This is a genomic window from Pseudomonas sp. AC242 (assembly GCF_979258655.1).
The window spans coordinates 3,241,047-3,266,200 of the sequence record NZ_OZ409873.1 but is presented as its reverse complement, the minus strand read 5'-3'; the positions used below and the strand labels follow the sequence as shown (position 1 = coordinate 3,266,200).

Here is a 25,154-nt window from a genome sequence, read left to right as displayed (position 1 = left end):
CGGCGTTTTACTCGCTGCGCATCAACGGATACAGCTCTTTGAGCAGCTTGCGTCGGCTGATCACCAACTGCCAGCGATGGCCGCCGAGCTGCCGCCACAGACGTGCCGAACGGATACCGGCAAGGAGCAGGGCGCGGATTTTCGAGGCATTGCTCGGCTGCTGCAGGTTGCGCATGTCGCCGTGCACCTGAATACGTTGGCGCAGGGTGCTCAGGGTGTCCTGATACAGCGCGCCGCAAGCCGCGACCACGTTTTCGTGGGCCGGGCCAAAATGCTCGACCTGCGACTGGATCTGCGGCAAGCGCTTGCCGATGGTGTCGAGCATGTCGTCGCGCTTGGCCAGTTGACGTTCCAGGCCGAGCATCGACAGGGCGTAGCGCAATGGCTCGCGTTGCAGCGTGCTTGGGTCGCGTTCCAGTGCACCGATCAGCGCTCGATAGCCCTCGCGCAGATTGAGGTCATCGCCGCCGTAGACGTCCAGCGTGTCTTTCGGGTCGCGCACCAACAGGCTGCCGAGCATGCAGGTCAGGCCGGCCTCGCTGGTCTGCCCGGTCTTGGCGATCCGGTCGACCAGTACGGCGGCGAGAAACACACCGCCGAGCGCCGTCAGTTGCTCCTGAGTCGGGCTCATGCCTGGCCGCTCCACGGTTCGGCCACTTCGATCACGCCGCCACCGAGGCAGATTTCACCGTCATAGAACACCACGGATTGACCCGGCGTGACCGCGCGTTGCGGCTCGTCGAACACTGCGCGGTAGCCGCTGGCGGTTTTTTCCAAAGTGCAGGCCTGGTCGCTCTGGCGATAACGCACTTTCGCGGTCAGGCGCAGCGGCTGGCTCAGGTCGATCGGGTTGACCCAATAGATTTCCGAAGCGAGCAGGGCGCTGGAGAACAGCCATGGATGGTTGTTGCCCTGGCCGACGATCAGCTCGTTGCTGTCGAGATCCTTGCGCAGCACGTACCACGGCTCATCGCCGGCGTCTTTCAAACCGCCGATGCCGAGGCCCTGGCGCTGACCGATGGTGTGGTACATCAAGCCGTGGTGACGGCCAATGACTTCACCTTCGGTGGTTTTGATTTCGCCCGGTTGCGCCGGCAGGTATTGCTTGAGGAAGTCGCTGAAGCGACGCTCGCCGATAAAGCAGATCCCGGTGGAATCCTTCTTCTTGGCGGTCGCCAGCTCGTATTTCTCGGCAATTGCGCGCACTTCCGGCTTTTCCAGTTCGCCGACCGGGAACAGGGTCTTGGCAATCTGTTCGCCGCCAACGGCGTGCAGGAAATAGCTCTGATCCTTGTTCGGATCGAGGCCTTTGAGCAGTTCGGTGCGGCCATCAATGTCGCGGCGGCGCACGTAGTGGCCGGTGGCAATCAGGTCGGCGCCGAGCATCATGGCGTAGTCGAGGAACGCCTTGAACTTGATCTCGCGGTTACACAGGATGTCCGGGTTCGGCGTACGGCCGGCCTTGTATTCGGCCAGGAAGTGCTCGAACACGTTGTCCCAGTATTCAGCAGCGAAGTTGGCGGTGTGCAGCTTGATGCCGATCTTGTCGCAGACAGCCTGGGCATCCGCCAGGTCGTCCATGGCGGTGCAGTATTCCGTTCCGTCGTCTTCTTCCCAGTTCTTCATGAACAGGCCTTCCACCTCGTAACCCTGCTCGATCAGCAGGAGAGCGGAAACGGAAGAGTCCACGCCGCCGGACATGCCGACAATGACGCGCTTCTTGGATGTGTCAGAAGGGGCTGGATCACGCATAGGGATTCAATGAGTGTCTTGAAAAAGGACGCGATTCTAGCAGGCTCGCGGCCTCAAGGCTAAAGAGAAGGGCGGATCAGTTCGAGGCTGAAGTGATGGCCGGCCAGATAATCGTCGATGCAGCGGATGATCAGCTCGCTGCGCCAGTTGTCGCGCTGAGCAATTAATTCGTCACGGGTCAGCCACTTGGCGCCGACGATGCCGTCGTCGAGTTGGTAATCGGGGTGGTGTTGCACGGCTTTGGCGCTGAAGCACACGCGCTGATAGGTCACGCCGTTGCTTGGGGCGGTATACAGATAAATGCCAATGACGCCGGTGGGCTCGACGTCCCAGCCGGTTTCTTCGAGAGTTTCGCGGATGGCAGCGTCGATCAGGGTTTCGTCTGGGTCGAGATGGCCGGCGGGCTGGTTGAGCACATTACGCCCGGCCTTGTGTTCCTCGACCATCAGGAAGCGGCCGTTGTCCTCGACGATGGTGGCGACGGTGATGTGGGGGAGCCATTCCATACGGTGTCCTCGTTTTTGAATATTGGAACCCGATCCCTGTGGGAGCTGGCTTGCCAGCGATGGCGGCCTATCATTCAGCATTGAAGGTGACTGATCCACCGCTATCGCTGGCAAGCCAGCTCCCACAGGGTTTTGTGGTGATCATAAAGCCCGGAAACACAAACCCCGGCACAAGGCCGGGGTTTGTGATGTTCCCTTTACAACCTTAAACCAGCGCAGCAATCGCCGCGTTGAGGGTTGCGCTTGGGCGCATGGCCTTGCTGATCAGCTCGGCATTGGCGTGGTAGTAACCGCCGATGTCGACTGGCTTGCCCTGAACGGCGTTGAGCTCGGCAACGATGGTTGCTTCGTTCTCGGTCAGGGTTTTTGCCAGGGTCGCGAACTGCGCTTGCAGTGCAGCGTCTTCAGTCTGGGCGGCCAGGGCCTGAGCCCAGTACATCGCCAGGTAGAAGTGGCTGCCGCGGTTGTCGATGTTGCCGACTTTACGCGATGGCGACTTGTTGTTGTCGAGGAACTGGCCAGTGGCCTGATCCAGAGTTTTCGACAGCACCAGTGCTTTCGGGTTGTTGTAGTTCACACCCAGATGCTCAAGGGACGCTGCCAGTGCGAGGAACTCGCCCAGCGAATCCCAGCGCAGGAAGTTTTCTTCAACCAGTTGCTGCACGTGCTTCGGAGCCGAACCGCCGGCGCCGGTTTCGAACAGGCCGCCGCCGTTCATCAGCGGCACGATCGACAGCATCTTGGCGCTGGTGCCCAGTTCCATGATCGGGAACAGGTCGGTCAGGTAGTCACGCAGTACGTTGCCGGTCACCGAAATGGTGTCCTTGCCTTCGCGGGTGCGCTGCAGGGTGTACTTCATCGCGTCGACCGGCGCCATGATCTGGATGTCCAGACCGGCAGTGTCGTGATCCTTCAGGTAAGCCTGAACCTTCTCGATCACTACGCCGTCGTGAGCGCGCATCGGGTCCAGCCAGAAGATCGCTGGAGTTGCGCTTGCGCGAGCACGGTTGACGGCCAGTTTGACCCAGTCCTGGATCGGCGCGTCTTTGGTCTGGCACATGCGGAAGATGTCGCCGGCTTCAACAGCCTGTTCCATCAGCAGGTTGCCCTTGCTGTCGGTGACGCGAACCACGCCGTCAGCCTTGATCTGGAACGTCTTGTCGTGCGAGCCGTACTCTTCGGCTTTCTTCGCCATCAGGCCAACGTTTGGCACGCTGCCCATGGTGGTCGGATCGAAAGCGCCATTGGCTTTGCAATCTTCGATCACAGCCTGGTAGATGGTCGCGTAGCAGCGATCCGGGATCACCGCCTTGGTGTCGTGCAACTGACCGTCGGTGCCCCACATTTTGCCGGAGTCACGGATCATTGCCGGCATCGAGGCGTCGACGATGACGTCGCTCGGCACGTGCAGGTTGGTGATGCCTTTGTCGGAGTTGACCATCGCCAGCGATGGACGAGCGGCGTAGACCGCGGCCATGTCGGCTTCGATCTGCGCTTGCTGCTCGGCCGGCAGGGCCTTGATGCGCGCGTACAGATCGCCGATGCCGTTGTTCAGGTTGAAGCCGATCTCGGCCAGCACGTCAGCGTGCTTGGTCAGGGCGTCTTTGTAGAACTCGGCAACGATCTGGCCGAACATGATCGGGTCGGAGACCTTCATCATGGTCGCTTTCAGGTGAACCGAGAGCAGCACGCCCTGGGCCTTGGCGCTTTCGATTTCAGCAGCGATGAACGCGCGCAGGGCGTTTTTGCTCATCACGGCGCAGTCGAGGATCTCGCCAGCCTGAACGGTGGTTTTTTCTTTCAGGACGGTAGCGGTACCGTCCTTGGCGATCAGTTCGATCTTCACGGCGTCAGCGGCGTCGATCAGGGCAGCTTTTTCGCTGCCGTAGAAATCGCCGGTGCTCATGTGAGCGACGTGGGACTTGGAGTCTTTGGCCCAGGCGCCCATTTTGTGCGGGTGCTTGCGAGCGTAGTTTTTAACCGACAGCGGTGCGCGACGGTCGGAGTTGCCTTCACGCAGAACCGGGTTCACGGCGCTGCCCTTGACCTTGTCGTAACGCGCCTTGGCGTCTTTGTCGGCGTCGCTGGTCACGGTTTCCGGGTAGTCCGGGAGGTTGTAACCCTGAGCTTGCAGCTCTTTGATCGCGGCTTGCAGCTGTGGCACCGAAGCGCTGATGTTCGGCAGCTTGATGATGTTGGCTTCAGGCGTAACGGCCAGGTCGCCCAGTTCGGCGAGGTGGTCGGCTACGGCTTTGTCGCCCAGTTGCTCGGGGAAGCTGGCCAGAATGCGCGCTGCAAGAGAGATATCGCGGGTTTCCACGGCGATATCGGCCGAAGCGGTGTACGCCTCGATGATCGGCAGCAGGGAATAGGTGGCGAGGGCTGGAGCTTCGTCGGTGAAGGTATAGATGATCTTCGAGCGGGTGGGCATATTCGGATTAACTCTCTCTTCTTTGCTAAAGCGTGCGCAGAAACTCGAGGGGCGCCGGGTAAGCGCGTTCGTTCAAAGTCATCCATGAACCGAATGTCGAGATTCTTCGCGGTGATGTTGGGTGCATCAGTAGAGCGTCAAGCAGTCGGACTGCGGTAACAACCCGACCAATCAGGCGGAAAGTCTCGTGCTAGAGAGGCCAGCCGTCGTGACCCTGTGGTCAGCGGGCGGCATTATACATAGGTAGCTGGCAATCTGCCGATGGTTCATATGCAACGATTCTCGTCCATTGGTCTAAAGGTCGCAGGGCGGGGTGGGGCGTAGAGTCGTCGCGAATGCTTGAGTTTGGCGCTTTTCCCTTTGCTTTCAGGCTTGTACGAAACGAGATGTAGCCGCGCCACGAACAGAGGGTTTGCGTGTTGATTTAACTGGGTTACGCTCGAACCAAGCCAGATGTTCAATCCAAACAATGGAGTTCAGCATGGGTTACAAGAAGATTCAGGTTCCAGCCGTCGGCGACAAAATCACCGTCAATGCAGACCATTCTCTCAATGTTCCTGATAACCCGATCATCCCCTTCATCGAAGGTGACGGCATTGGTGTCGACATCAGCCCGGTGATGATCAAGGTTGTCGATGCTGCAGTTCAAAAGGCATACGGCGGTAAACGCAAGATTTCCTGGATGGAAGTCTACGCCGGGGAAAAAGCCACTCAGGTTTACGATCAGGACACCTGGCTGCCTCAGGAAACTCTCGATGCAGTCAAGGATTATGTGGTTTCCATCAAAGGCCCGCTAACCACGCCGGTCGGTGGCGGCATCCGCTCGCTGAACGTGGCCCTGCGTCAGCAACTCGACCTGTACGTCTGCCTGCGCCCGGTGCGCTGGTTCGAAGGCGTGCCAAGCCCGGTGAAAAAGCCTGGCGACGTCGACATGACCATCTTCCGCGAGAACTCCGAAGACATCTATGCCGGCATTGAGTGGAAGGCCGGTTCGCCGGAAGCCACCAAAGTCATCAAATTCCTTAAAGAAGAAATGGGCGTCACCAAGATCCGTTTCGATGAAAACTGCGGCATTGGCGTCAAGCCGGTTTCGCTGGAAGGCACCAAGCGCCTGGCGCGCAAGGCTCTGCAATATGTGGTCGATAACGACCGCGATTCGCTGACCATCGTGCACAAAGGCAACATCATGAAGTTCACCGAAGGTGCCTTCAAAGAGTGGGCCTATGAAGTAGCCGCGGAAGAATTCGGCGCGACCCTGCTCGACGGCGGCCCGTGGATGCAGTTCAAAAACCCGAAAACCGGCAAGAATGTTGTGGTCAAGGATGCCATCGCCGACGCCATGCTCCAGCAGATTCTGCTGCGCCCGGCCGAATACGATGTGATCGCGACCCTCAACCTCAACGGCGACTACCTCTCCGACGCTTTGGCGGCGGAAGTGGGCGGTATCGGTATCGCGCCGGGCGCCAACCTGTCCGACACCGTGGCGATGTTCGAAGCGACCCACGGTACGGCGCCGAAGTACGCCGGCAAGGATCAGGTCAACCCGGGTTCGCTGATTCTCTCGGCAGAAATGATGCTGCGGCACATGGGCTGGACTGAGGCGGCGGATCTGATTATCAAGGGCACCAACGGCGCTATTTCGGCCAAGACTGTGACCTATGACTTTGAGCGTCTGATGGACGGGGCCAAGCTGGTTTCGTCTTCGGGCTTTGGCGATGCGCTGATTTCGCATATGTAAAACGCGGGCACATAAAACCGCCTGATTCTTCATTGAGTCAGGCGGTTTTTTATTGCTTGGGATATTCAGGTGAAGATCAGTCAGCTCACGCTTTGGCAGTTGCGGCAGCGGCAGCGGCAGCGGCAGCAGCGCTGACAGCTGCACTATCAATGGCACTGGATGGTTCGACTGACTGGATGTTTACGGCATGCAGCCCCTTGGGGCCTTGGATAATGCTGAAAACCACCGCCTGCCCGGCCTTAAGGGTTTTGTATCCGTCCATCTTAATCTGAGAAAAATGAGCAAAAAAGTCGATCTCTTTGCCATCCTCATCGCGGCCTTCACGGGCGTCGGTATTGATAAAGCCGAATCCCTTGGCATTGTTGAACCATTTCACCTTGCCGACAGCCATGCTCAAATCCCTCTGCAACAGATTCCATCGCTGGAGTATCATCCAATTCATCCGCAATCTAATCCGTTAAAAGGATTGACTCCGCGGATCTTTTTTACCCACTGTGGGCTCTATTGGTTGTAACACCGTTTTCCCGATAGTCAAGGTGACCGGGCAGTCGGAGTTGAAAACGCGTACAACCGCCCCCACCACTGTATTTGCACAACTGACGAACCTTTCTTTCCATGCATGCAATCAGCCAGATTCGACTAACATTCAATCAGGATCGCCCGCTTCTCCAAAAGGATCTTCCACAGGAGCACGACGACGATTCGGCAGGCGTTGCTGTTCAGGAAGCAAAGCCTGCGTTACAGGCGCCGCCGATGTACAAGGTGGTTTTGTTCAACGATGACTACACACCGATGGATTTCGTCGTCGAAGTGCTCGAGGTGTTTTTTAACCTGAATCGCGAGCTGGCGACCAAGGTCATGCTGGCCGTCCACACAGAAGGACGGGCAGTATGTGGAGTGTTTACCCGCGACATCGCCGAGACAAAGGCCATGCAGGTCAACCAGTACGCCAGGGAAAGCCAGCATCCGCTACTCTGTGAAATCGAGAAGGACGGTTAATCGCCGACCACTTGGGTATGAGGTGAAGCTATGTTAAACCGCGAGCTCGAAGTCACCCTCAATCTAGCCTTCAAAGAGGCTCGTTCGAAACGTCATGAATTCATGACCGTCGAACACCTTTTGCTGGCCCTATTGGACAATGAGGCTGCCGCCACCGTTTTGCGTGCCTGCGGCGCAAACCTCGACAAACTCAAGCATGACCTGCAGGAGTTCATCGACTCCACCACGCCATTGATCCCCGTTCATGACGAAGATCGCGAAACCCAGCCAACTCTGGGCTTCCAGCGTGTACTGCAACGTGCTGTTTTCCACGTACAGAGCTCGGGCAAACGCGAAGTAACCGGCGCCAATGTGCTGGTTGCCATCTTCAGTGAGCAAGAGAGTCAGGCAGTGTTCCTGCTGAAACAGCAGAGCGTTGCGCGCATCGATGTCGTCAATTACATCGCACACGGCATTTCCAAAGTGCCGGGGCATGGCGATCACTCTGAAGGTGAACAAGATATGCAGGACGACGAGGGCGGTGAGTCTTCTTCTTCAGGCAATCCTCTGGATGCTTATGCCAGCAACCTCAACGAACTCGCGCGCCAGGGTCGTATCGATCCGCTGGTCGGTCGTGAATCGGAAGTCGAACGTGTCGCGCAGATTCTCGCGCGTCGGCGCAAAAACAATCCGCTGCTGGTCGGTGAAGCAGGCGTGGGTAAAACCGCGATTGCCGAAGGTCTGGCCAAGCGCATTGTCGACAACCAGGTGCCGGATCTGCTGGCCGGTAGTGTTGTTTATTCGCTCGATCTCGGTGCTCTGCTCGCGGGCACCAAGTATCGCGGTGATTTCGAGAAGCGCTTCAAGGCGTTGCTCAATGAATTGAAAAAACGTCCGCAAGCCATTCTGTTTATCGACGAGATCCACACCATTATTGGTGCGGGCGCTGCGTCGGGCGGAGTCATGGACGCTTCGAACCTGCTTAAGCCGCTACTGTCGTCTGGCGACATTCGCTGCATCGGTTCGACCACGTTCCAGGAGTTTCGCGGCATCTTCGAGAAGGATCGCGCCTTGGCGCGTCGCTTCCAGAAGGTCGATGTCGTCGAGCCATCGGTGGAAGACACCATTGGTATCCTGCGCGGCCTGAAAGGGCGTTTCGAACAGCACCACAACATCGAATACAGCGACGAAGCGCTGCGTGCCGCTGCTGAACTGGCGTCGCGCTATATCAATGACCGACACATGCCGGACAAAGCCATTGATGTTATTGACGAGGCGGGCGCCTATCAGCGTCTGCAACCGGTCGAGAAGCGCGCCAAGCGTATCGAGGTGCCGCACGTCGAAGACATCGTCGCGAAAATCGCGCGGATTCCGCCTAAGCACGTCACCAGCTCCGACAAGGAGTTGCTGCGTAACCTTGAGCGTGACCTGAAGCTGACGGTGTTTGGTCAGGACGCGGCGATCGATTCGCTGTCAACCGCGATCAAGCTGTCTCGTGCCGGCCTCAAGTCGCCTGACAAGCCAGTCGGTTCGTTCCTGTTCGCAGGCCCGACCGGTGTCGGTAAAACCGAGGCCGCGCGGCAATTGGCCAAGGCGTTGGGGATCGAACTGGTGCGTTTCGACATGTCCGAGTACATGGAGCGTCACACCGTATCGCGTCTGATCGGTGCCCCTCCAGGTTATGTCGGTTTCGATCAGGGCGGTCTGTTGACCGAAGCGATCACCAAGCAGCCGCACTGCGTATTGCTGCTCGATGAAATCGAGAAAGCGCATCCGGAAGTCTTCAACCTGCTGCTGCAGGTGATGGACCACGGTACGCTGACTGACAACAACGGGCGCAAGGCGGATTTCCGCAACGTGATCGTGATCATGACCACCAACGCCGGTGCCGAAACGGCTGCGCGGGCTTCGATCGGTTTCACCCATCAGGACCACTCGTCTGATGCGATGGAAGTGATCAAGAAGAGCTTCACACCGGAGTTCCGTAACCGTCTGGACACCATTATCCAGTTTGGTCGCCTCAGCCATGAGGTCATCAAAAGTGTGGTGGACAAGTTCCTTACCGAGCTTCAGGCGCAGCTTGAAGACAAGCGTGTGCTGCTTGAGGTCACTGATGCTGCGCGGAGTTGGCTGGCGGCGGGTGGTTATGACTCGGCAATGGGCGCACGTCCGATGGCGCGTCTGATTCAGGACAAGATCAAGCGTCCGTTGGCGGAGGAGATTCTGTTTGGCGAGCTGGCCGAGCATGGCGGTGTGGTGCACATCGACATCAAGGATGGTGAGTTGACGTTTGACTTCGAGACTACCGCAGAAATGGCCTGATGGCCTTGGATCAAGAGGGCGCCTTCGGGCGCCTTTTTGTTATTTGTCGTTTGGGGTTTTTGGGTGAATATCCGTTGCTGCGGTGATGGCTTATTACGGTTTCGCCCTTACGGCGACTCACTTTTTTTCAAACGCCAAAAAAAGTAAGCAAAAAACGCTTGCTCCTACGTGCGGCCCGCTCGCTGGGGCTCGGGGTTCCTTCGCTGCGGGATCGATCCGGGCGCAGCGTCTCCGGTTTGCTTCGCTGCACCTACTCCCGCTGTGTTTGGCTGCGCCAAACGGTCGCTGCGCTCCCACGCCCGGATCAATCCCTCCACTCAGCCTTCCGACGTCGCCTTGCAGATCAAAAGCCGCAGCCGAGCTAACGCTCATCCTGTTGAGTGGTGAGGAGCAACAGCGTGTTCGGCTTTGGATTTGTGGTGGATTTTCCCCTCATCGGAACGCCGCCCGCCCAGCCCTCTCCCGAGGGAGAGGGGGCCGATTTTTGGGCGTTTCAAAACCTGAGTTCGCCGCGGTATCGCATGTCGGCGTACCTCGCCCAAACACCACGGTCAGTTCCCTCTCCCTTCGGGAGAGGGCTAGGGTGAGGGGCTCTTGATCTGGCTCTGGCTCTGGCTCTTGATCTGGCTCTGGCTCTGGCTCTTGATCTTGCTTTGGCTTTTGATCTTTTGCCCCTTCGGCAGGCCGAGCGTAGGTGTCCATCCGGGGGTTAGGCGCGCAGCGCCGTGCGGCGAAGCCGCATACATCGAGAGGAGGTGCAGCGAAGCAAACCGTAGGCGATGCCCCCGGATGGACACCGTAGCGAGGGAACACTGAGCCTCAGCGAAGTGCCGTACGCCGGGGCAAAGCCTTTTGGGTTACCTTTTCGGCGTTTGGAAAAGGTGACTCGCTGTAAGAGCGAAACCGCCAGCGGCGGCACCCGCAGCAACGGATATGCCCCCAAACCCAAACCAACCCCCAAAACGCACAAACAAAAACGCCCGGCATAAACCGGGCGTTTTGTATTGACTTGATTAACGAGCGCGGTAAGTGATGCGCCCTTTGCTCAAGTCATAGGGCGTCAGCTCGACGCGCACTTTGTCACCGGTAAGAATACGAATGTAGTTCTTGCGCATCTTGCCGGAAATATGCGCGGTTACGACGTGCCCATTTTCCAACTCCACACGAAACATGGTGTTGGGCAGGGTGTCGACGACAGTGCCTTCCATTTCGAAGCTGTCTTCTTTCGACATGCAGTAAAGCCCTCGGTATCCAATGAATGGCCCGGTGCAACTGCGCCAGGCAAAAGCGGCGTGCATTGTGCCCGAAAAATGGGGTTTACGCCAAGGGGTTTACGGCTTGGGTTTAGTTGAGGATGACCCAGCGCTGATTAATCAGCAATTCGATGGGGCGATATTGCGTCTTGTAGTTCATCTTTTTGCAGTTCTTGATCCAGTAACCGAGGTACACCGCCTCAAGTCCGAGGCGCTGTGCCTCGGCGATTTGCCAGAGGATGGCAAATCGGCCAAGGCTACGGCGTTCCTCGGCCGGTTCGTAGAAGGTGTACACCGCCGACAAACCGTTCGGCAGTAAGTCGGTCACAGCCACGGCTAGCAACCGTCCGTCGAGTCGGAACTCATAGAAGCGCGAGAAGGGCAGATCGCGTACCAGAAAAGTCGAGAATTGATCGCGGCTCGGCGGGTACATATCGCCGTCGGCGTGGCGTTGTTCGATATAGCGCTGGTACAGATCGAAATATTCTTCGCTGAACTGCGGTTTGGCCGGGCGCACCTGCAAATCCGTGTTGCGTTTGAAAATCCGCTTCTGCTGACGATTGGGTGTGAACTGCGCCACCGGAATGCGCGCAGGCACGCACGCATTGCAGTTCTGGCAATGCGGGCGGTACAGATGATCGCCGCTGCGACGAAAGCCCATTTCCGACAGGTCTGCGTAGACATGCACATCCATGGGCTGACTCGGATCGAGAAACAGGGTCGTGGCCTGCTCCTCGGGCAGATAACTGCAAGAGTGAGGCTGAGTGGCATAGAACTTCAAACGCGCCAACTCGGTCATGATCAACCCTCGGGATAAGCTGGTGAATTAAGTGTAAGCCACGCGCGCAAAAGTCGCTCAGCAAACCCAGGTGGCGCGATTGGGCTGATCCAGGTGATGTGCCAGATAGTCGGCGAATTGCTGACGAGGAATTGCCCGCGCGCCGAGGCTGTGCAGATGATCGGTCGGCATCTGGCAATCGATCAGCACGAATCCCGAGTCTTTCAGATGGCGCACCAGGGTGGCAAAGCCGAATTTGGAGGCATTGTCGGCGCGGCTGAACATCGATTCGCCGAAAAACAGTTGGCCCATCGCCAGGCCGTACAGGCCGCCGACCAGTTCGTCTTGATCCCAGACCTCCACCGAATGCGCGAAGCCGCGACGATGCAGTTCAACGTAGGCGTCCTGCATGGCTTGGGTGATCCAGGTGCCGTCGGCGTAGTCCCGTGGTGCAGCGCAGGCGCGGATCACCGCTTCGAAGTCCTGATCGAAGGTCACTCGATAGCGTTCCTGGCGCAGCAGTTTGCCGAGGCTGCGCGAGACATGCAGTTCGTCGGGAAACAACACCGTGCGCGGATCCGGCGACCACCAGAGAATCGGCTGGCCCTCGGAAAACCACGGAAAGCAGCCATGGCGATACGCTTGAATCAGTCGGTCGGCCGACAGATCGCCACCGGCGGCGAGCAATCCGTTGGGGTCGCGCATGGCCTTTTCCAGCGGTGGAAAAGTCAGGGAATTACGTTGTAACCAAGTCAGCATGGCATCCAGGCTTGCAGAAGGGGAGGGCGGTGCGGGCCGTTTGGCCCGCGATAAAGTGTGCCGTTAAATGACCGGAATGTCGTCCAGATACTTCTCGGCATCGAGTGCGGCCATGCAGCCGGCGCCTGCCGATGTCACCGCCTGACGGTAAACGTGGTCGGCCACGTCGCCGGCGGCAAACACCCCGGGAATCTCGGTGGACGTAGCGTCGCCGTCACTGCCACCCTTGACCAGCAAGTACCCATCACGCATCGGCAGCTGTCCCTGAAACAGATCAGTGTTGGGTTTGTGACCAATGGCAATGAATACGCCGGCCAGCGCCAGTTCTGTGGTTTCGCCGGTATGGCTGTCACGCAGTCGTGCGCCGGTGACGCCGCTGGCATCGCCGAGTACTTCGTCGAGATTCTGGTTCCAGTGCAGGCGCACGTTACCGTTCGCGGCTTTCTCGAACAGTTTGTCTTGCAGGATTTTCTCCGCACGCAGCTTGTCGCGGCGGTGGATCAGATGCACCTCCTTGGCAATGTTCGACAGGTACAGTGCTTCCTCGACGGCGGTATTGCCGCCGCCGACCACGGCGACCACCTGATTGCGATAGAAAAAACCGTCACAGGTCGCGCAGGCGGATACGCCTTTGCCGGCGAAGGCTTCCTCTGAAGGCAGTCCCAGGTATTGCGCCGAGGCCCCGGTGGCAATGATCAGTGCGTCGCAGGTGTAAGTGCCGCTGTCGCCAGTGAGCTCGAACGGGCGCTGCTGCAACTTGGCGGTGTGGATGTGGTCGTAAACGATCTCTGTGGCAAAGCGTTCGGCGTGTTTCTGCATGCGCTCCATCAGTACCGGGCCGGTGAGGCCTTCGACGTCGCCGGGCCAGTTGTCGACTTCGACGGTAGTGGTGAGCTGGCCACCGGCCTGCAGGCCGGTAATGACCACGGGTTTGAGGTTGGCGCGGGCGGCATACACGGCAGCGCTGTAACCGGCCGGGCCGGAGCCGAGGATGATCAGGCGTGAATGCTTCGCTACGTTCATCAAATACACCTCATAAGCCTTTGTCACAAAAGGTAATGCATGCTCAAATTGAGTCGCGGCTTCTGTGTGCTTGACTATGCTCAATCCTGGGGCTTGAAGCATGGCATCAGACGCACAAACCCGTACAATGCCGGGCTGTTACAGAATATTCGCGCTGCGCTGTGTTTATAAAATGCGCGACGCAGTGTTAAAAGTAGTCTCAGTTGCGCTCGTTCACTTTTTTACCTGCCTGGATTGGGCAGTTTTTTATCGTCATTCAATAGATGGACGCGCCTTGGGCGCAGGAAAAGAAGCGTTTTGAAGAAATCCACCGAAGCACCAAAAACAGTCGTTCCGCTCTGGCGCCAACAGTTGCACTACCGGCTCAAGGAAGGTGCATTGATCGCCATCGGTGCCTTGTGCCTGTTCCTGATGATGGCTTTGCTGACCTACGGCAAGGACGATCCAGGCTGGAGCCACAACAGCAAGATCGACGACGTACAGAATTTCGGCGGCCCGGCGGGCTCCTACAGCGCCGATATATTGTTTATGGTGCTGGGTTACTTCGCCTACATCTTCCCGCTGCTGTTGGCGATCAAGGCCTACCAGATCTTCCGTCAGCGCCACGAACCGTGGCAGTGGAGCGGCTGGCTGTTCTCCTGGCGTCTGATCGGTCTGGTGTTTCTGGTGCTGTCCGGCGCGGCGCTGGCGCATCTGCATTTCCACGCAGCGTCGGGTCTGCCGGCAGGTGCGGGCGGCGCGCTGGGCGAAAGTCTCGGCAATCTGGCGAAGAATGCGCTGAACATTCAGGGCAGCACGCTGTTGTTCATTGCGTTGTTCCTGTTTGGCCTGACGGTGTTCACTGACCTGTCGTGGTTCAAAGTGATGGACATCACCGGCAAGATCACCCTTGATCTGTTCGAACTGTTTCAAGGCGCGCTCAATCGCTGGTGGTCGGCACGTACCGAACGCAAACAACTGGTTGCGCAACTGCGTGAAGTCGACGATCGCGTCCACGACGTGGTCGCGCCGACGGTGACCGACAAACGTGAGCAGGCCAAAGTCAAAGAACGCCTGATCGAACGTGAGCAAGCCCTGAGCAAGCACATGTCCGATCGCGAGAAACAAGTGCCGCCGGTTATCGCCCCGGCTCCGGCCAAGGCGCCCGAGCCAAGCAAGCGCGTACAGAAGGAAAAACAGGTGCCGTTGTTCGTCGACAGCGCCGTGGAAGGCACCTTGCCGCCGATCTCGATTCTTGATCCGGCGGAAAAGAAACAACTCAATTACTCACCGGAATCCCTGGCGGCGGTCGGCCACTTGCTGGAGATCAAGCTGAAGGAGTTCGGGGTCGAGGTCACGGTGGATTCGATCCACCCAGGCCCGGTGATTACCCGTTACGAAATCCAGCCGGCTGCCGGCGTCAAAGTCAGCCGCATCGCCAACCTCGCCAAAGACCTTGCGCGTTCCCTGGCCGTGACCAGTGTGCGGGTGGTCGAGGTGATTCCGGGCAAGACCACCGTCGGTATCGAGATCCCCAACGAAGACCGGCAGATCGTACGTTTCTCCGAGGTGCTGTCGACGCCCGAGTACGACAACTTCAAATCGCCGGTCACCCTGGCACTCGGTCATGACATTGGTGGCAAGCCGGTCATCACCGACCTGGCGAAGATGCCGCACTTGCTGGTGGCCGGTACGACCGGTTCCGGTAAGTCGGTGGGTGTGAACGCGATGATTCTGTCGATCCTGTTCAAGTCCGGCCCGGAAGACGCCAAGCTGATCATGATCGACCCGAAAATGCTGGAACTATCGATCTACGAAGGCATTCCGCACCTGCTGTGCCCGGTCGTCACCGACATGAAGGATGCCGCCAATGCCCTGCGCTGGAGCGTCGCCGAGATGGAGCGCCGCTACAAGCTGATGGCGAAGATGGGTGTCCGAAACCTGTCCGGCTTCAACGCCAAGGTCAAGGAGGCCCAGGACGCCGGCGAGCCGTTGAGCGATCCGCTGTACAAGCGCGAAAGCATCCACGACGAAGCGCCGTTGCTACAGAAGCTGCCGACCATCGTTGTGGTGGTCGACGAATTCGCCGACATGATGATGATTGTCGGCAAGAAGGTTGAAGAACTGATCGCCCGTATTGCCCAGAAGGCGCGGGCGGCCGGTATTCACTTGATCCTCGCGACCCAGCGACCGTCGGTGGACGTGATCACCGGTCTGATCAAGGCCAACATTCCGACCCGTATGGCGTTCCAGGTGTCGAGCAAGATCGACTCCCGGACCATCATCGACCAAGGCGGCGCCGAACAACTGCTCGGCCACGGTGACATGCTCTACATGCCGCCGGGCACCAGCCTGCCGATCCGCGTTCACGGTGCATTCGTATCCGACGATGAAGTACACCGGGTGGTCGAAGCGTGGAAACTGCGCGGCGCACCGGAATACAACGACGACATCCTCAACGGTGTCGAAGAAGCCGGCAGCGGTTTTGAAGGCAGCAGCGGTGGCGGTGATGGCGATGATCCGGAAGCCGACGCGCTGTATGACGAAGCCGTACAGTTCGTACTCGAAAGCCGTCGCGCCTCGATCTCCGCTGTACAGCGCAAGCTGAAGATCGGCTACAACCGCGCCGCACGGATGATCGAAGCCATGGAAATGGCCGGGGTCGTCACCTCGATGAACACCAACGGTTCCCGTGAAGTCCTGGCCCCGGGCCCGGTACGCGACTGATTGCAAACGCAAGAGGCGGGACAATGATGTGCCGCCGCTCTCCCAACGAGTATTCAAGAGGACTCCCATGCGTCTTATCCGCATGCTGTTGCCAGTACTGGCGCTGACCACGCTCACGGCCCACGCCGATGACAAGGACGTGGCGCGTCTGACCCAATTGCTGGAAACATCCAAGACCCTGAGCGCGAACTTCTCGCAGCTGACCCTCGACGGCAGCGGCACGCAGTTGCAGGAAACCACCGGCAACATGACCCTGCAGCGTCCGGGGCTGTTCTACTGGCACACCAATGCGCCGGCCGAGCAGACCATGGTCTCCGACGGCAAGAAGGTCACCCTGTGGGACCCGGATCTGGAACAGGCGACCATCAAGAAGCTCGACGAGCGTCTGACCCAGACCCCGGCGCTGCTGTTGTCCGGTGATGTGTCGAAGATCAGCCAGAGCTTTGATATCACCGCGAAAGAGGCGGGCGGCGTGATCGACTTCACTCTGAAGCCGAAAACCAAGGACACCCTGTTCGATAACCTGCGCCTATCCTTCCGCAATAATCTGCTTAACGATATGCAACTGATCGACAGCGTCGGCCAGCGCACCAATATCCTGTTTACCGGGGTGAAGGCCAATGAGCCGGTTCCAGCGTCGAAGTTCAAGTTCGACATCCCCAAGGGTGCCGACGTAATCCAGGAATAAACCCAAAACCCTTTGTAGGAGTGAGCCTGCTCGCGATTCGATTTGTCAGTCACATCTTCATCGTCTGACCCACCGCTATCGCGAGCAGGCTCACTCCTACAGGGTCAATGATCGGCAAAATAGAGGTTTCAACGCTACGTGATGGATCTGTTTCGCAGTGCACCGATTGCCCAGCCACTGGCCGCGCGTTTGCGTGCGACCAATCTGGATGAGTACGTCGGTCAGGAGCACGTGCTCGCTCGCGGCAAACCTCTGCGTGAGGCGCTGGAGCAGGGTGCCCTGCATTCGATGATCTTCTGGGGCCCGCCGGGCGTGGGTAAAACCACCTTGGCGCGGTTGCTTGCGGAAGTCTCCGATGCGCACTTCGAAACGGTCTCGGCGGTGCTCGCCGGGGTCAAGGAGATCCGTCAGGCCGTTGAAATCGCCAAGCAGCAGGCCGGCCAGTACGGCAAGCGCACGATTCTGTTCGTCGATGAAGTGCACCGCTTCAACAAGTCCCAGCAGGACGCATTCCTGCCGTACGTTGAAGACGGCACGCTGATCTTCATCGGCGCCACCACCGAAAACCCTTCGTTCGAGCTCAACAACGCTCTGTTGTCGCGCGCCCGCGTCTACGTGCTGAAAAGCCTCGACGAAGCGGCGCTGCGCAAACTGGTGCACCGCGCGCTCACCGAAGAGCGCGGGCTGGGCAAACGTAACTTGACCCTCAGTGATGAGGGTTTTCAGATGCTGCTATCGGCCGCCGATGGCGATGGCCGGCGTCTGCTCAATCTGCTGGAGAATGCCTCCGATCTGGCCGATGACAACAGCGAGATGGGCATCGATCTGCTGCAAAGCCTGCTCGGCGACACGCGCCGGCGTTTCGACAAGGGCGGCGAAGCGTTCTACGACCAGATCTCGGCGCTGCACAAATCCGTGCGCGGCTCCAACCCCGATGGCGCGCTGTACTGGTTTGCGCGGATGATCGACGGCGGTTGCGATCCGCTGTACCTGGCCCGACGCGTGGTGCGCATGGCCAGCGAAGACATCGGCAACGCCGACCCGCGCGCATTGAGCCTGTGCCTCGCCGCGTGGGAAGTGCAGGAACGCCTCGGCAGCCCCGAAGGTGAGTTGGCGGTGGCTCAAGCCATTACTTATCTGGCCTGTGCGCCAAAAAGCAACGCGGTATACATGGGCTTCAAAACCGCGCTGCGTGCCGCCGCCGAAAACGGCTCGCTGGAAGTGCCGCTGCACCTGCGCAACGCGCCGACCAAACTGATGAAACAATTGGGCTACGGCGACGAATACCGCTACGCCCATGACGAACCAGACGCCTACGCCGCCGGCGAAGACTATTTCCCGGAAGAACTCGAGCCGATACCGTTTTACCAACCGGTGCCGCGCGGCCTGGAGTTGAAGATCGGTGAGAAGCTCAACCACCTCGCTCAACTTGATCGTTTAAGCCCTCGGCAACGGAGAAAATAGTGCTTCCATTGATCATTGCGGTCTCCGCCGGCGGGGTTGCCGGCACCTTGTTGCGCTTCGCTACCGGCAATTGGGTCAACGCCAATTGGCCGCGGCACTTCTATACCGCGACGCTGGCCGTTAATATCGTGGGCTGTCTGCTGATTGGCGTGTTGTACGGCCTGTTTTTGATACGCCCGGAAGTGCCGATCGAGGTGCGTGCCGGGTTGATGGTCGGCTTCCTCGGGGGGCTGACGACTTTTTCATCCTTTTCACTGGATACGGTGCGCCTGCTGGAAAGCGGGCAAGTGCCGCTGGCCCTGGGCTATGCGGCGCTCAGCGTATTCGGCGGGCTGCTCGCGACGTGGGCTGGCCTGTCTTTGACCAAACTTTGATAACGAGAAACCGACATGCTCGATTCCAAACTGTTACGTAGCAACCTTCAGGACGTAGCGGACCGCCTGGCTTCCCGTGGCTTTGCCCTGGATACCGCGCGCATCGAAGCGCTGGAAGAACAGCGCAAGACCGTCCAGACCCGCACCGAAGCACTGCAGGCTGAGCGTAACGCGCGTTCCAAATCCATCGGTCAGGCCAAGCAGCGCGGCGAAGACATCGCGCCGTTGATGGCGGACGTCGAGCGCATGGCGGGCGAACTGAGTGCCGGTAAAGTCGAACTGGACGCGATCCAGACCGAACTGGACTCGATCCTGCTCGGCATCCCGAACCTGCCACACGAATCCGTTCCGGTCGGCAAAGACGAAGACGACAACGTTGAAGTGCGCCGCTGGGGCACGCCGACTGCATTCGATTTCGAAGTGAAAGACCACGTGGCGCTGGGCGAGAAGTTCGGCTGGCTGGATTTCGAAACCGCCGCCAAGCTGTCCGGCGCCCGTTTTGCCCTGCTGCGTGGCCCGATCGCCCGTCTGCACCGCGCACTGGCGCAGTTCATGATCAACCTGCACGTCAACGAGCACGGCTACGAAGAGGCGTACACGCCTTATCTGGTTCAGGCGCCGGCACTGCAAGGCACCGGTCAACTGCCGAAGTTCGAAGAAGACCTGTTCAAGATCGCTCGCGAAGGCGAAGCCGATCTGTATTTGATCCCGACAGCCGAAGTATCGCTGACCAACATCGTGGCCGGTGAAATCGTCGATTCGAAACTGCTGCCGATCAAGTTCGTTGCCCATACTCCGTGCTTCCGCAGCGAAGCCGGCGCGTCGGGTCGCGACACGCGCGGCATGATCCGTCAGCACCAGTTCGACAAAGTTGAAATGGTCCAGATCGTTGAGCCATCGACTTCGATGGAAGCGCTGGAAGGTCTGACTGCCAACGCTGAAAAGGTGCTGCAATTGCTCGGTCTGCCTTATCGCACCCTGGCACTGTGCACCGGCGACATGGGCTTCAGCGCGGTCAAGACTTACGATCTGGAAGTGTGGATCCCGAGCCAGGACAAGTACCGCGAAATCTCCTCGTGCTCGAACTGCGGCGATTTCCAGGCCCGTCGCATGCAGGCGCGCTTCCGTAACCCGGAAACCGGCAAGCCTGAGCTGGTGCACACCTTGAACGGTTCCGGTCTGGCTGTTGGCCGTACCCTGGTGGCCGTGCTGGAAAACTACCAGCAGGCCGATGGTTCGATCCGTGTGCCGGACGTGCTGAAGCCGTACATGGGTGGCCTTGAGGTCATCGGCTAAATGAAATATCTGCCGCTGTTTCACAACCTGCGCGGCAGTCGTGTGTTGGTCGTCGGTGGGGGGGAAATTGCCTTGCGCAAATCCCGCCTGCTGGCCGATGCCGGTGCGCTGCTGCGGGTGGTCGCACCTGAAATCGAAACGCAACTGCGTGAGCTGGTCGCTGCTTCTGGCGGTGAATGCCTGTTGCGTGGTTACGTCGAGGCAGATCTGGACGGTTGCGGGCTGATTATTGCCGCTACCGACGATGAGACACTGAACGCACAAGTTTCCACCGATGCTCATAAGCGCTGCGTGCCGGTCAACGTGGTCGACGCGCCGGCCTTGTGCAGCGTGATCTTCCCGGCGATCGTCGATCGCTCGCCGCTGATCATTGCCGTGTCCAGCGGCGGCGATGCACCGGTGCTGGCGCGTTTGATCCGCGCCAAGATCGAAACCTGGATTCCGTCGACATACGGCCAATTGGCCGGGCTCGCCGCGCGTTTCCGTAATCAGGTGAAAGGCCTGTTTCCGGATGTGCAGCAGCGTCGTGGTTTCTGGGAAGATGTATTTCAGGGACCGATTGCCGATCGGCAACTGGCCGGGCAGGGCGCCGAGGCCGAACGTCTGCTGCAAGCCAAGATCGATGGCGAAGCCATGGTCACCACCGGCGAGGTGTATCTGGTCGGCGCAGGCCCGGGCGATCCGGACCTGCTGACCTTCAAGGCCTTGCGCCTGATGCAGCAAGCCGACGTGGTGCTGTACGACCGTTTGGTTGCACCTGCGATTCTTGAGCTATGCCGTCGCGATGCCGAGCGGGTTTATGTCGGCAAACGTCGTGCTGATCACGCCGTGCCGCAGGATCAGATCAACCAGCAACTGGTCGATCTGGCCAAGGCCGGCAAACGTGTGGTGCGGTTGAAGGGCGGCGATCCGTTTATCTTCGGCCGTGGCGGCGAAGAGATCGAAGAACTGGCCGCTCATGGCATTCCGTTTCAGGTGGTGCCGGGTATCACCGCAGCCAGCGGTTGCGCGGCGTATGCCGGGATTCCGCTGACCCATCGTGATCACGCGCAGTCGGTGCGTTTTGTCACCGGGCATTTGAAGGACGGTTCCACCGATCTGCCATGGGCCGACCTTGTCGCCCCGGCGCAGACGCTGGTGTTCTATATGGGCCTGGTCGGCTTGCCGGTCATTTGCGAACAACTGATCAAACATGGTCGTTCAGCAGATACCCCGGCGGCGTTGATTCAGCAGGGCACCACGGTCAATCAGCGCGTCTTTACCGGCACGCTGGCCGATCTGCCGCGATTGGTGGCGGAGCATGAAGTGCATGCGCCGACACTGGTGATCGTTGGTGAAGTGGTGCAACTGCGCGAGAAACTGGCGTGGTTCGAAGGGGCTCAGGCGCAGGTCTGAGTCAGATCAAAAGATCGCAGCCTTCGGCAGCTCCTACATGAGAATGGGTTCCCTGTAGGAGCTGCCGAAGGCTGCGATCTTTTGCTTTTTGCTATTAACCCTTCAACCAAACCCCTTTCCCAGCCAACCGCGCCCGATCATGCGCCACGGTGAAATCCTGCTCCGGCCCCTTCGGCACAACACCCGTCGGGTTGATCGTCTTGTGACTGCCGTAGTAGTGATTCTTGATGTGCTGGAAATCCACCGTCTCGGCAATCCCCGGCAACTGATACATCTCCCGCAGCCAGTTCGACAGGTTCGGATAATCGGCAATGCGCCGCAGATTGCACTTGAAGTGCCCGTGATACACCGCATCAAACCGGATGATCGTAGTGAACAGGCGCACGTCAGCTTCAGTGAGGTATTCGCCGCTCAGATAGCGGTTTGCGCTTAAAACGCCTTCAAGGTGATCGAGTTCGGCAAACACCTCATCGAACGCTTCTTCATAAGCCTGTTGCGACGTCGCAAAGCCTGCGCGATAAACGCCGTTGTTCACGGCCGGATAGATTCGCTCGTTCAACGCATCAATTTCACCGCGCAACGGTGCTGGGTAGAAATCCAGATCATTGCCGGTCAGATCATCAAACGCGCTGTTGAACATGCGGATGATCTCCGCTGATTCGTTGCTGACGATGCGTTTGAGCTTCTTGTCCCACAGCACCGGCACAGTAACGCGGCCGGTGTAATCGGCCGTGTCGGCGGTATAGCGCTGGTGCATGAAGTCGAAGCCATCGAGCTTGTCGCCGGTTGAGCCGAGTGCCGTGTCGAAGGTCCAGCCGTTTTCCAGCATCAGCCAACTGACCACCGAGACGTCGATCAGACTTTCCAGGCCTTTGAGCTTGCGCAGGATCAGCGTGCGATGTGCCCACGGACAGGCGAGGGAAACGTATAGGTGATAGCGCCCGGCTTCAGCGGCAAAACCGCCTTCACCGCTGGGGCCGGGTTCACCGTTGGCGGTCACCCAGTTGCGGCGTTTGGCCTGTTCACGCTGGAACGCGCCGTCCTTGCTGCTTTCGTACCACTTGTCCTGCCAGTGGCCATCGACGAGTAAACCCATGATCAAGACTCCGTAAACCAATAATCGTTGGAGTCGAGTCTATTCCGATGAGTTCGAACAAAAAGCGCAAAGATCGGGCGTGAATGATCGGTTAAATCGATTTGTTCCGCGCGGCCCAGTACTGCTCGGCGGTTGCGAAGGCTTGCTCACGGTTTTGACCGAGGCCGCGCAAGGCCAGGGCCATGGTCGCAATCAGGGCCATTTGTGGATAGCTGTCGACCACGTCGCCACGCCACACCGCTTTCAGATGTTCAACGTCCAAAGTTGCCGGTTTGACGTGGCGCTGCGCCGACAATTGCGGCCATTCCTCGTCCCAGCTCTCGCCGCCAGTGGTGCCGTATAAGTGACTGTTGGCATCCGGGTTGATCTCGATTTCGCCACCGTCACCCTTGACCACAATCGCCGTGTCGCCGAGCAAGCCGCTGGCATCGCGATGCACGGCCTGATAGCCAGGATGGAAAATACTCTGCAGCCCACAACGCGCGCCCAGCGGATTGAGAATCCTCGCCAGCGAATGAATCGGCGAGCGCAGGCCAAGGGTGTTGCGCAGGTCGATCATCTTCTGCAGTTGTGGCGCCCAGTCCACCAGCGGCATGAGCGCCAGTCCGCCGTTGTCCAGCGCCGTGCCGGTCTGCTGCCAGGTCCGGCACAACGGGATGTTCAATTCGCCGAGCAATTGCTCGCTGTACAGCCGCCCGGCCGTGTGCGCGCCGCCGCCGTGCATAAAGATGCGCACTCCGTTCTGTGCCAGACACTTGGCTGCCAGCAGGTACCACGGCAGATGGCGCTTTTTGCCGGCATAGGTCGGCCAGTCCAGATCGACGTTCAGCTTGGGGGCCTGCAAGCGCTCGCGCAGGGCTTCGGTGAAACCGGCCATCTCCTCGGCGCTTTCTTCTTTGTGCCGCAGCAACATCAGGAACGCGCCGAGCTGGGTGTCTTCGACCTTGTCGTCGAGCACCAGGCCCATCGCTTCGCGGGCTTCTTCACGGGTCAGGTCGCGGGCGCCGCGTTTGCCCTTGCCGAGGATTCGCACGAATTGAGCGAACGGATGTTCGGCTGGCGTTTCGAGGGTCAGCGCTGGAAAGTCGGTCATAAGCAATTCGTCGGTTTGGGCAGGCCCGCCAGTTTCGCGGCGAGTTTGGCGGGGGTGCCTTTGAACAGTCGGTTCAGGTGCAGGCTGTTGCCTTTGTCCGGGCCGAGTTTCAACGCGGTGTACTTGATCAACGGCCGGGTGGCCGGTGACAGCTGGAATTCGGCATAGAAGCTGCGCAGCAGCTCGAGGACTTCCCAGTGCTCCGGAGTCAACTCTATCTCTTCGGCAGCGGCGAGGGCGCTGGCGACCTCAGCCGACCAGTCGCTGAGGTCGACGAGAAAGCCATCCTTGTCCAGTTCGATGGCGCGGGCGCCGACGGTCATGGAATTCATAGCCAGCTGTTGACCTTGTCGTGGTGTATCGACAGTTCGACGAAGGCCGGGTAATCGATCGCTTCGGCCCAGTCCGGGACTTCGATGGCGCGAGCCTGTGCATCTTCGGCCAGAACCCACAGTTTGATCTGGCGGCTTTGCAGATCGGTGAATGGCGCTGTGCCCGGTTGCAATGCATAGACGGCATCGCCGGACAGCAGCAGGGCATCAGCGCTGCCGATCAGGCGCAGGCAACTGCTCAGGCGATCGTCGCCGAACGGGGAATGAGACAACACATGCAAAGTCGACATCAGAGGGTGATCACCTGGTCGTAACGGTCAATAAGGGCGGTGATTTGTTCGGCGGCCAGCGGCTGCGCTTCGGCCAGCGACAGATTGCCGAGACCGCGTGTGCTGGCGCTGTCGGCGCAGTAAAACAGTTCTTCTACGCCGAACATCGACAGCGCCTGCAGGTTGGCGCTGAGGTCTTTCTGTTGCAGGGTCTTGGCGTTTTGCCCGGCGGCGAGTTGCAGCACGCCATCATCCAGAAACAGCAAGCCAACGGGCAGATCGAAGGCGCCACCGGCCAGCACGATGTCCAGCGCTTCACGAGCGCCGGGGCCAGACCACGGCGACTGGCGGCTGATGATCAACAGGGACTTGGCCATCTCACGCACCTCCAAAGCAGATCAAACGGTCGGCGTCTTGCACCGCGTCATGCAACTGACCGAGGCCGGACAATTCCCACGGCGCGCTGACTGAGACGGCGTCACGTTGATAGCGTTTGGCTTCTTCAGCGTTGAGCGCACCGCGACGCAGGGCGGCGGCGATACACACCACGCCATCCAGATTCTGCTCGGTTATGAAGCTGCGCCATTGTTTGGGCAAATCCAGTTCGTCCTGCGGGGTGACGAGCGCATCCGAGGCGTTATAAACGCCGTCCTGATAGAAAAACAGCCGGACGATCTCATGCCCGCCGGCCAGCGCAGCCTGCGCAAACAGCAGGGCGCGGCGCGAGGAGGGCGCATGGGCGGCGGAAAACAGCGCGATGGCAAACTTCATGACGGACTCGATCAGCAAAACTGCGGCCATGATAAAGCATTGCAGGCCGCAAAGGATCGCAGCGCTTACAGGGAAACACGATCTCTGTAGGAGCTGCGGCACGCTGCGATCTGTTGATTTTGATTTTGAA

24 protein-coding genes are annotated in these 25,154 nt (G+C 59.1%); 9 read left to right on the top strand and 15 right to left on the bottom strand.

What is annotated here, in order from left to right; genetic code table 11:
• Positions 1–7 precede the first annotated feature (7 nt).
• From hflD to ACZZ0A_RS14640, 4 genes are all read right to left on the bottom strand, one after another.
• Positions 8–631, bottom strand: coding sequence for a high frequency lysogenization protein HflD (gene hflD / locus ACZZ0A_RS14655; protein ID WP_007920199.1), 624 nt, complete (start codon positions 629–631; stop codon positions 8–10).
• Entirely contained in the window at positions 628–1,752 is a 1,125-nt protein-coding gene (gene mnmA / locus ACZZ0A_RS14650; RefSeq protein WP_007920201.1) for a tRNA 2-thiouridine(34) synthase MnmA, read from the bottom strand. Before mnmA ends, hflD begins: the two co-directional genes overlap by 4 nt.
• 59 nt (positions 1,753–1,811) lie before the next feature.
• Positions 1,812–2,258, bottom strand: coding sequence for an NUDIX hydrolase (locus tag ACZZ0A_RS14645; protein WP_463543378.1), 447 nt, complete (start codon positions 2,256–2,258; stop codon positions 1,812–1,814).
• A gap of 205 nt (positions 2,259–2,463) precedes the next feature.
• Positions 2,464–4,689 (bottom strand): NADP-dependent isocitrate dehydrogenase, encoded by a 2,226-nt coding sequence (locus ACZZ0A_RS14640; protein WP_007920205.1) that lies wholly within the window; start codon positions 4,687–4,689, stop codon positions 2,464–2,466.
• Between the two features lie 481 nt (positions 4,690–5,170).
• Between ACZZ0A_RS14640 and icd the strand changes: the two genes are divergently transcribed.
• Positions 5,171–6,427, top strand: a complete 1,257-nt coding sequence (icd, locus tag ACZZ0A_RS14635; RefSeq protein WP_007920207.1) for an NADP-dependent isocitrate dehydrogenase — start codon at positions 5,171–5,173, stop codon at positions 6,425–6,427.
• 85 nt (positions 6,428–6,512) lie between these two features.
• On the opposite strand, the gene ACZZ0A_RS14630 is transcribed toward icd, so the two are convergent.
• Positions 6,513–6,818, bottom strand: coding sequence for a cold shock domain-containing protein (locus ACZZ0A_RS14630; RefSeq protein ID WP_123376865.1), 306 nt, complete (start codon positions 6,816–6,818; stop codon positions 6,513–6,515).
• A 224-nt stretch (positions 6,819–7,042) separates the two neighbouring features.
• On the opposite strand from ACZZ0A_RS14630, the gene clpS reads away from it, so the two are divergent.
• On the top strand, positions 7,043–7,426 hold the full coding sequence (gene clpS / locus ACZZ0A_RS14625; RefSeq protein WP_011334948.1) for an ATP-dependent Clp protease adapter ClpS: 384 nt from the start codon (positions 7,043–7,045) through the stop codon (positions 7,424–7,426).
• 30 nt (positions 7,427–7,456) lie between these two features.
• Positions 7,457–9,727, top strand: coding sequence for an ATP-dependent Clp protease ATP-binding subunit ClpA (clpA, locus tag ACZZ0A_RS14620; RefSeq protein WP_007920210.1), 2,271 nt, complete (start codon positions 7,457–7,459; stop codon positions 9,725–9,727).
• 1,013 nt (positions 9,728–10,740) lie between these two features.
• Here the strand turns inward: clpA and infA are convergent.
• From infA to trxB, 4 genes are all read right to left on the bottom strand, one after another.
• Positions 10,741–10,959 carry a translation initiation factor IF-1 gene (gene infA / locus ACZZ0A_RS14615; RefSeq protein WP_002553999.1) on the bottom strand — a complete coding sequence of 73 codons (219 nt, stop codon included), beginning with the start codon at positions 10,957–10,959 and terminating at the stop codon, positions 10,741–10,743.
• A gap of 112 nt (positions 10,960–11,071) precedes the next feature.
• A complete protein-coding gene (locus ACZZ0A_RS14610) occupies positions 11,072–11,779 on the bottom strand; it encodes an arginyltransferase (RefSeq protein ID WP_007908064.1) in 708 nt (235 codons plus the stop codon).
• 57 nt (positions 11,780–11,836) lie between these two features.
• Complete coding sequence (aat, locus tag ACZZ0A_RS14605) at positions 11,837–12,517, bottom strand: leucyl/phenylalanyl-tRNA--protein transferase (RefSeq protein WP_463543377.1); 681 nt, start codon at positions 12,515–12,517, stop codon at positions 11,837–11,839.
• Positions 12,518–12,580: 63 nt separating this feature from the next.
• Complete coding sequence (gene trxB / locus ACZZ0A_RS14600) at positions 12,581–13,540, bottom strand: thioredoxin-disulfide reductase (protein WP_007908068.1); 960 nt, start codon at positions 13,538–13,540, stop codon at positions 12,581–12,583.
• A gap of 297 nt (positions 13,541–13,837) precedes the next feature.
• Between trxB and ACZZ0A_RS14595 the strand changes: the two genes are divergently transcribed.
• From ACZZ0A_RS14595 to cysG, 6 genes are all read left to right on the top strand, one after another.
• On the top strand, positions 13,838–16,246 hold the full coding sequence (locus tag ACZZ0A_RS14595) for a DNA translocase FtsK (RefSeq protein WP_034155142.1): 2,409 nt from the start codon (positions 13,838–13,840) through the stop codon (positions 16,244–16,246).
• A gap of 67 nt (positions 16,247–16,313) precedes the next feature.
• Complete coding sequence (gene lolA / locus ACZZ0A_RS14590) at positions 16,314–16,934, top strand: outer membrane lipoprotein periplasmic chaperone LolA (protein ID WP_123376619.1); 621 nt, start codon at positions 16,314–16,316, stop codon at positions 16,932–16,934.
• Between the two features lie 141 nt (positions 16,935–17,075).
• Positions 17,076–18,398, top strand: coding sequence for a replication-associated recombination protein A (locus tag ACZZ0A_RS14585; protein ID WP_007908078.1), 1,323 nt, complete (start codon positions 17,076–17,078; stop codon positions 18,396–18,398).
• Positions 18,398–18,772: a fluoride efflux transporter CrcB gene (gene crcB / locus ACZZ0A_RS14580; protein WP_007908079.1), complete on the top strand. Its 375-nt coding sequence runs from the start codon at positions 18,398–18,400 to the stop codon at positions 18,770–18,772. The genes ACZZ0A_RS14585 and crcB overlap by 1 nt, the downstream gene beginning before the upstream one ends.
• Before the next feature lie 15 nt (positions 18,773–18,787).
• On the top strand, positions 18,788–20,068 hold the full coding sequence (gene serS, locus ACZZ0A_RS14575; RefSeq protein ID WP_007908080.1) for a serine--tRNA ligase: 1,281 nt from the start codon (positions 18,788–18,790) through the stop codon (positions 20,066–20,068).
• A complete protein-coding gene (cysG, locus tag ACZZ0A_RS14570) occupies positions 20,069–21,463 on the top strand; it encodes a siroheme synthase CysG (RefSeq protein WP_414893781.1) in 1,395 nt (464 codons plus the stop codon).
• Positions 21,464–21,557: 94 nt separating this feature from the next.
• Here the strand turns inward: cysG and ACZZ0A_RS14565 are convergent, their stop codons facing one another.
• The 6 genes from ACZZ0A_RS14565 to tusD form a co-directional block, all read right to left on the bottom strand.
• Positions 21,558–22,559, bottom strand: a complete 1,002-nt coding sequence (locus ACZZ0A_RS14565; RefSeq protein ID WP_007908082.1) for a glutathione S-transferase family protein — start codon at positions 22,557–22,559, stop codon at positions 21,558–21,560.
• A 91-nt stretch (positions 22,560–22,650) separates the two neighbouring features.
• Positions 22,651–23,652 carry a glycosyl transferase family protein gene (locus tag ACZZ0A_RS14560; protein ID WP_463543376.1) on the bottom strand — a complete coding sequence of 334 codons (1,002 nt, stop codon included), beginning with the start codon at positions 23,650–23,652 and terminating at the stop codon, positions 22,651–22,653.
• Positions 23,649–23,984: a TusE/DsrC/DsvC family sulfur relay protein gene (locus tag ACZZ0A_RS14555; protein WP_007908084.1), complete on the bottom strand. Its 336-nt coding sequence runs from the start codon at positions 23,982–23,984 to the stop codon at positions 23,649–23,651. Before ACZZ0A_RS14555 ends, ACZZ0A_RS14560 begins: the two co-directional genes overlap by 4 nt.
• Positions 23,981–24,274, bottom strand: coding sequence for a sulfurtransferase complex subunit TusB (gene tusB / locus ACZZ0A_RS14550; protein ID WP_007908088.1), 294 nt, complete (start codon positions 24,272–24,274; stop codon positions 23,981–23,983). Before tusB ends, ACZZ0A_RS14555 begins: the two co-directional genes overlap by 4 nt.
• Positions 24,274–24,630 carry a sulfurtransferase complex subunit TusC gene (tusC, locus tag ACZZ0A_RS14545; protein WP_414893779.1) on the bottom strand — a complete coding sequence of 119 codons (357 nt, stop codon included), beginning with the start codon at positions 24,628–24,630 and terminating at the stop codon, positions 24,274–24,276. Before tusC ends, tusB begins: the two co-directional genes overlap by 1 nt.
• A gap of 1 nt (position 24,631) precedes the next feature.
• Positions 24,632–25,024: a sulfurtransferase complex subunit TusD gene (tusD, locus tag ACZZ0A_RS14540; protein ID WP_007908093.1), complete on the bottom strand. Its 393-nt coding sequence runs from the start codon at positions 25,022–25,024 to the stop codon at positions 24,632–24,634.
• Between the last annotated feature and the right edge of the window lie 130 nt (positions 25,025–25,154).

Excerpts from the sequence above, each read along its gene's own strand:
- hflD (WP_007920199.1), bottom strand. The coding sequence starts at position 631 with ATGAGCCCGACTCAGGAGCAACTGACGGCGCTCGGCGGTGTGTTTCTC.
- mnmA (WP_007920201.1), bottom strand. The coding sequence starts at position 1,752 with ATGCGTGATCCAGCCCCTTCTGACACATCCAAGAAGCGCGTCATTGTC.
- ACZZ0A_RS14645 (WP_463543378.1), bottom strand. The coding sequence starts at position 2,258 with ATGGAATGGCTCCCCCACATCACCGTCGCCACCATCGTCGAGGACAAC.
- ACZZ0A_RS14640 (WP_007920205.1), bottom strand. The coding sequence starts at position 4,689 with ATGCCCACCCGCTCGAAGATCATCTATACCTTCACCGACGAAGCTCCA.
- icd (WP_007920207.1), top strand. The coding sequence starts at position 5,171 with ATGGGTTACAAGAAGATTCAGGTTCCAGCCGTCGGCGACAAAATCACC.
- ACZZ0A_RS14630 (WP_123376865.1), bottom strand. The coding sequence starts at position 6,818 with ATGGCTGTCGGCAAGGTGAAATGGTTCAACAATGCCAAGGGATTCGGC.
- clpS (WP_011334948.1), top strand. The coding sequence starts at position 7,043 with ATGCATGCAATCAGCCAGATTCGACTAACATTCAATCAGGATCGCCCG.
- clpA (WP_007920210.1), top strand. The coding sequence starts at position 7,457 with ATGTTAAACCGCGAGCTCGAAGTCACCCTCAATCTAGCCTTCAAAGAG.
- infA (WP_002553999.1), bottom strand. The coding sequence starts at position 10,959 with ATGTCGAAAGAAGACAGCTTCGAAATGGAAGGCACTGTCGTCGACACC.
- ACZZ0A_RS14610 (WP_007908064.1), bottom strand. The coding sequence starts at position 11,779 with ATGACCGAGTTGGCGCGTTTGAAGTTCTATGCCACTCAGCCTCACTCT.
- aat (WP_463543377.1), bottom strand. The coding sequence starts at position 12,517 with ATGCTGACTTGGTTACAACGTAATTCCCTGACTTTTCCACCGCTGGAA.
- trxB (WP_007908068.1), bottom strand. The coding sequence starts at position 13,540 with ATGAACGTAGCGAAGCATTCACGCCTGATCATCCTCGGCTCCGGCCCG.
- lolA (WP_123376619.1), top strand. The coding sequence starts at position 16,314 with ATGCGTCTTATCCGCATGCTGTTGCCAGTACTGGCGCTGACCACGCTC.
- ACZZ0A_RS14585 (WP_007908078.1), top strand. The coding sequence starts at position 17,076 with ATGGATCTGTTTCGCAGTGCACCGATTGCCCAGCCACTGGCCGCGCGT.
- serS (WP_007908080.1), top strand. The coding sequence starts at position 18,788 with ATGCTCGATTCCAAACTGTTACGTAGCAACCTTCAGGACGTAGCGGAC.
- cysG (WP_414893781.1), top strand. The coding sequence starts at position 20,069 with ATGAAATATCTGCCGCTGTTTCACAACCTGCGCGGCAGTCGTGTGTTG.
- ACZZ0A_RS14565 (WP_007908082.1), bottom strand. The coding sequence starts at position 22,559 with ATGGGTTTACTCGTCGATGGCCACTGGCAGGACAAGTGGTACGAAAGC.
- ACZZ0A_RS14560 (WP_463543376.1), bottom strand. The coding sequence starts at position 23,652 with ATGACCGACTTTCCAGCGCTGACCCTCGAAACGCCAGCCGAACATCCG.
- ACZZ0A_RS14555 (WP_007908084.1), bottom strand. The coding sequence starts at position 23,984 with ATGAATTCCATGACCGTCGGCGCCCGCGCCATCGAACTGGACAAGGAT.
- tusB (WP_007908088.1), bottom strand. The coding sequence starts at position 24,274 with ATGTCGACTTTGCATGTGTTGTCTCATTCCCCGTTCGGCGACGATCGC.
- tusC (WP_414893779.1), bottom strand. The coding sequence starts at position 24,630 with ATGGCCAAGTCCCTGTTGATCATCAGCCGCCAGTCGCCGTGGTCTGGC.
- tusD (WP_007908093.1), bottom strand. The coding sequence starts at position 25,024 with ATGAAGTTTGCCATCGCGCTGTTTTCCGCCGCCCATGCGCCCTCCTCG.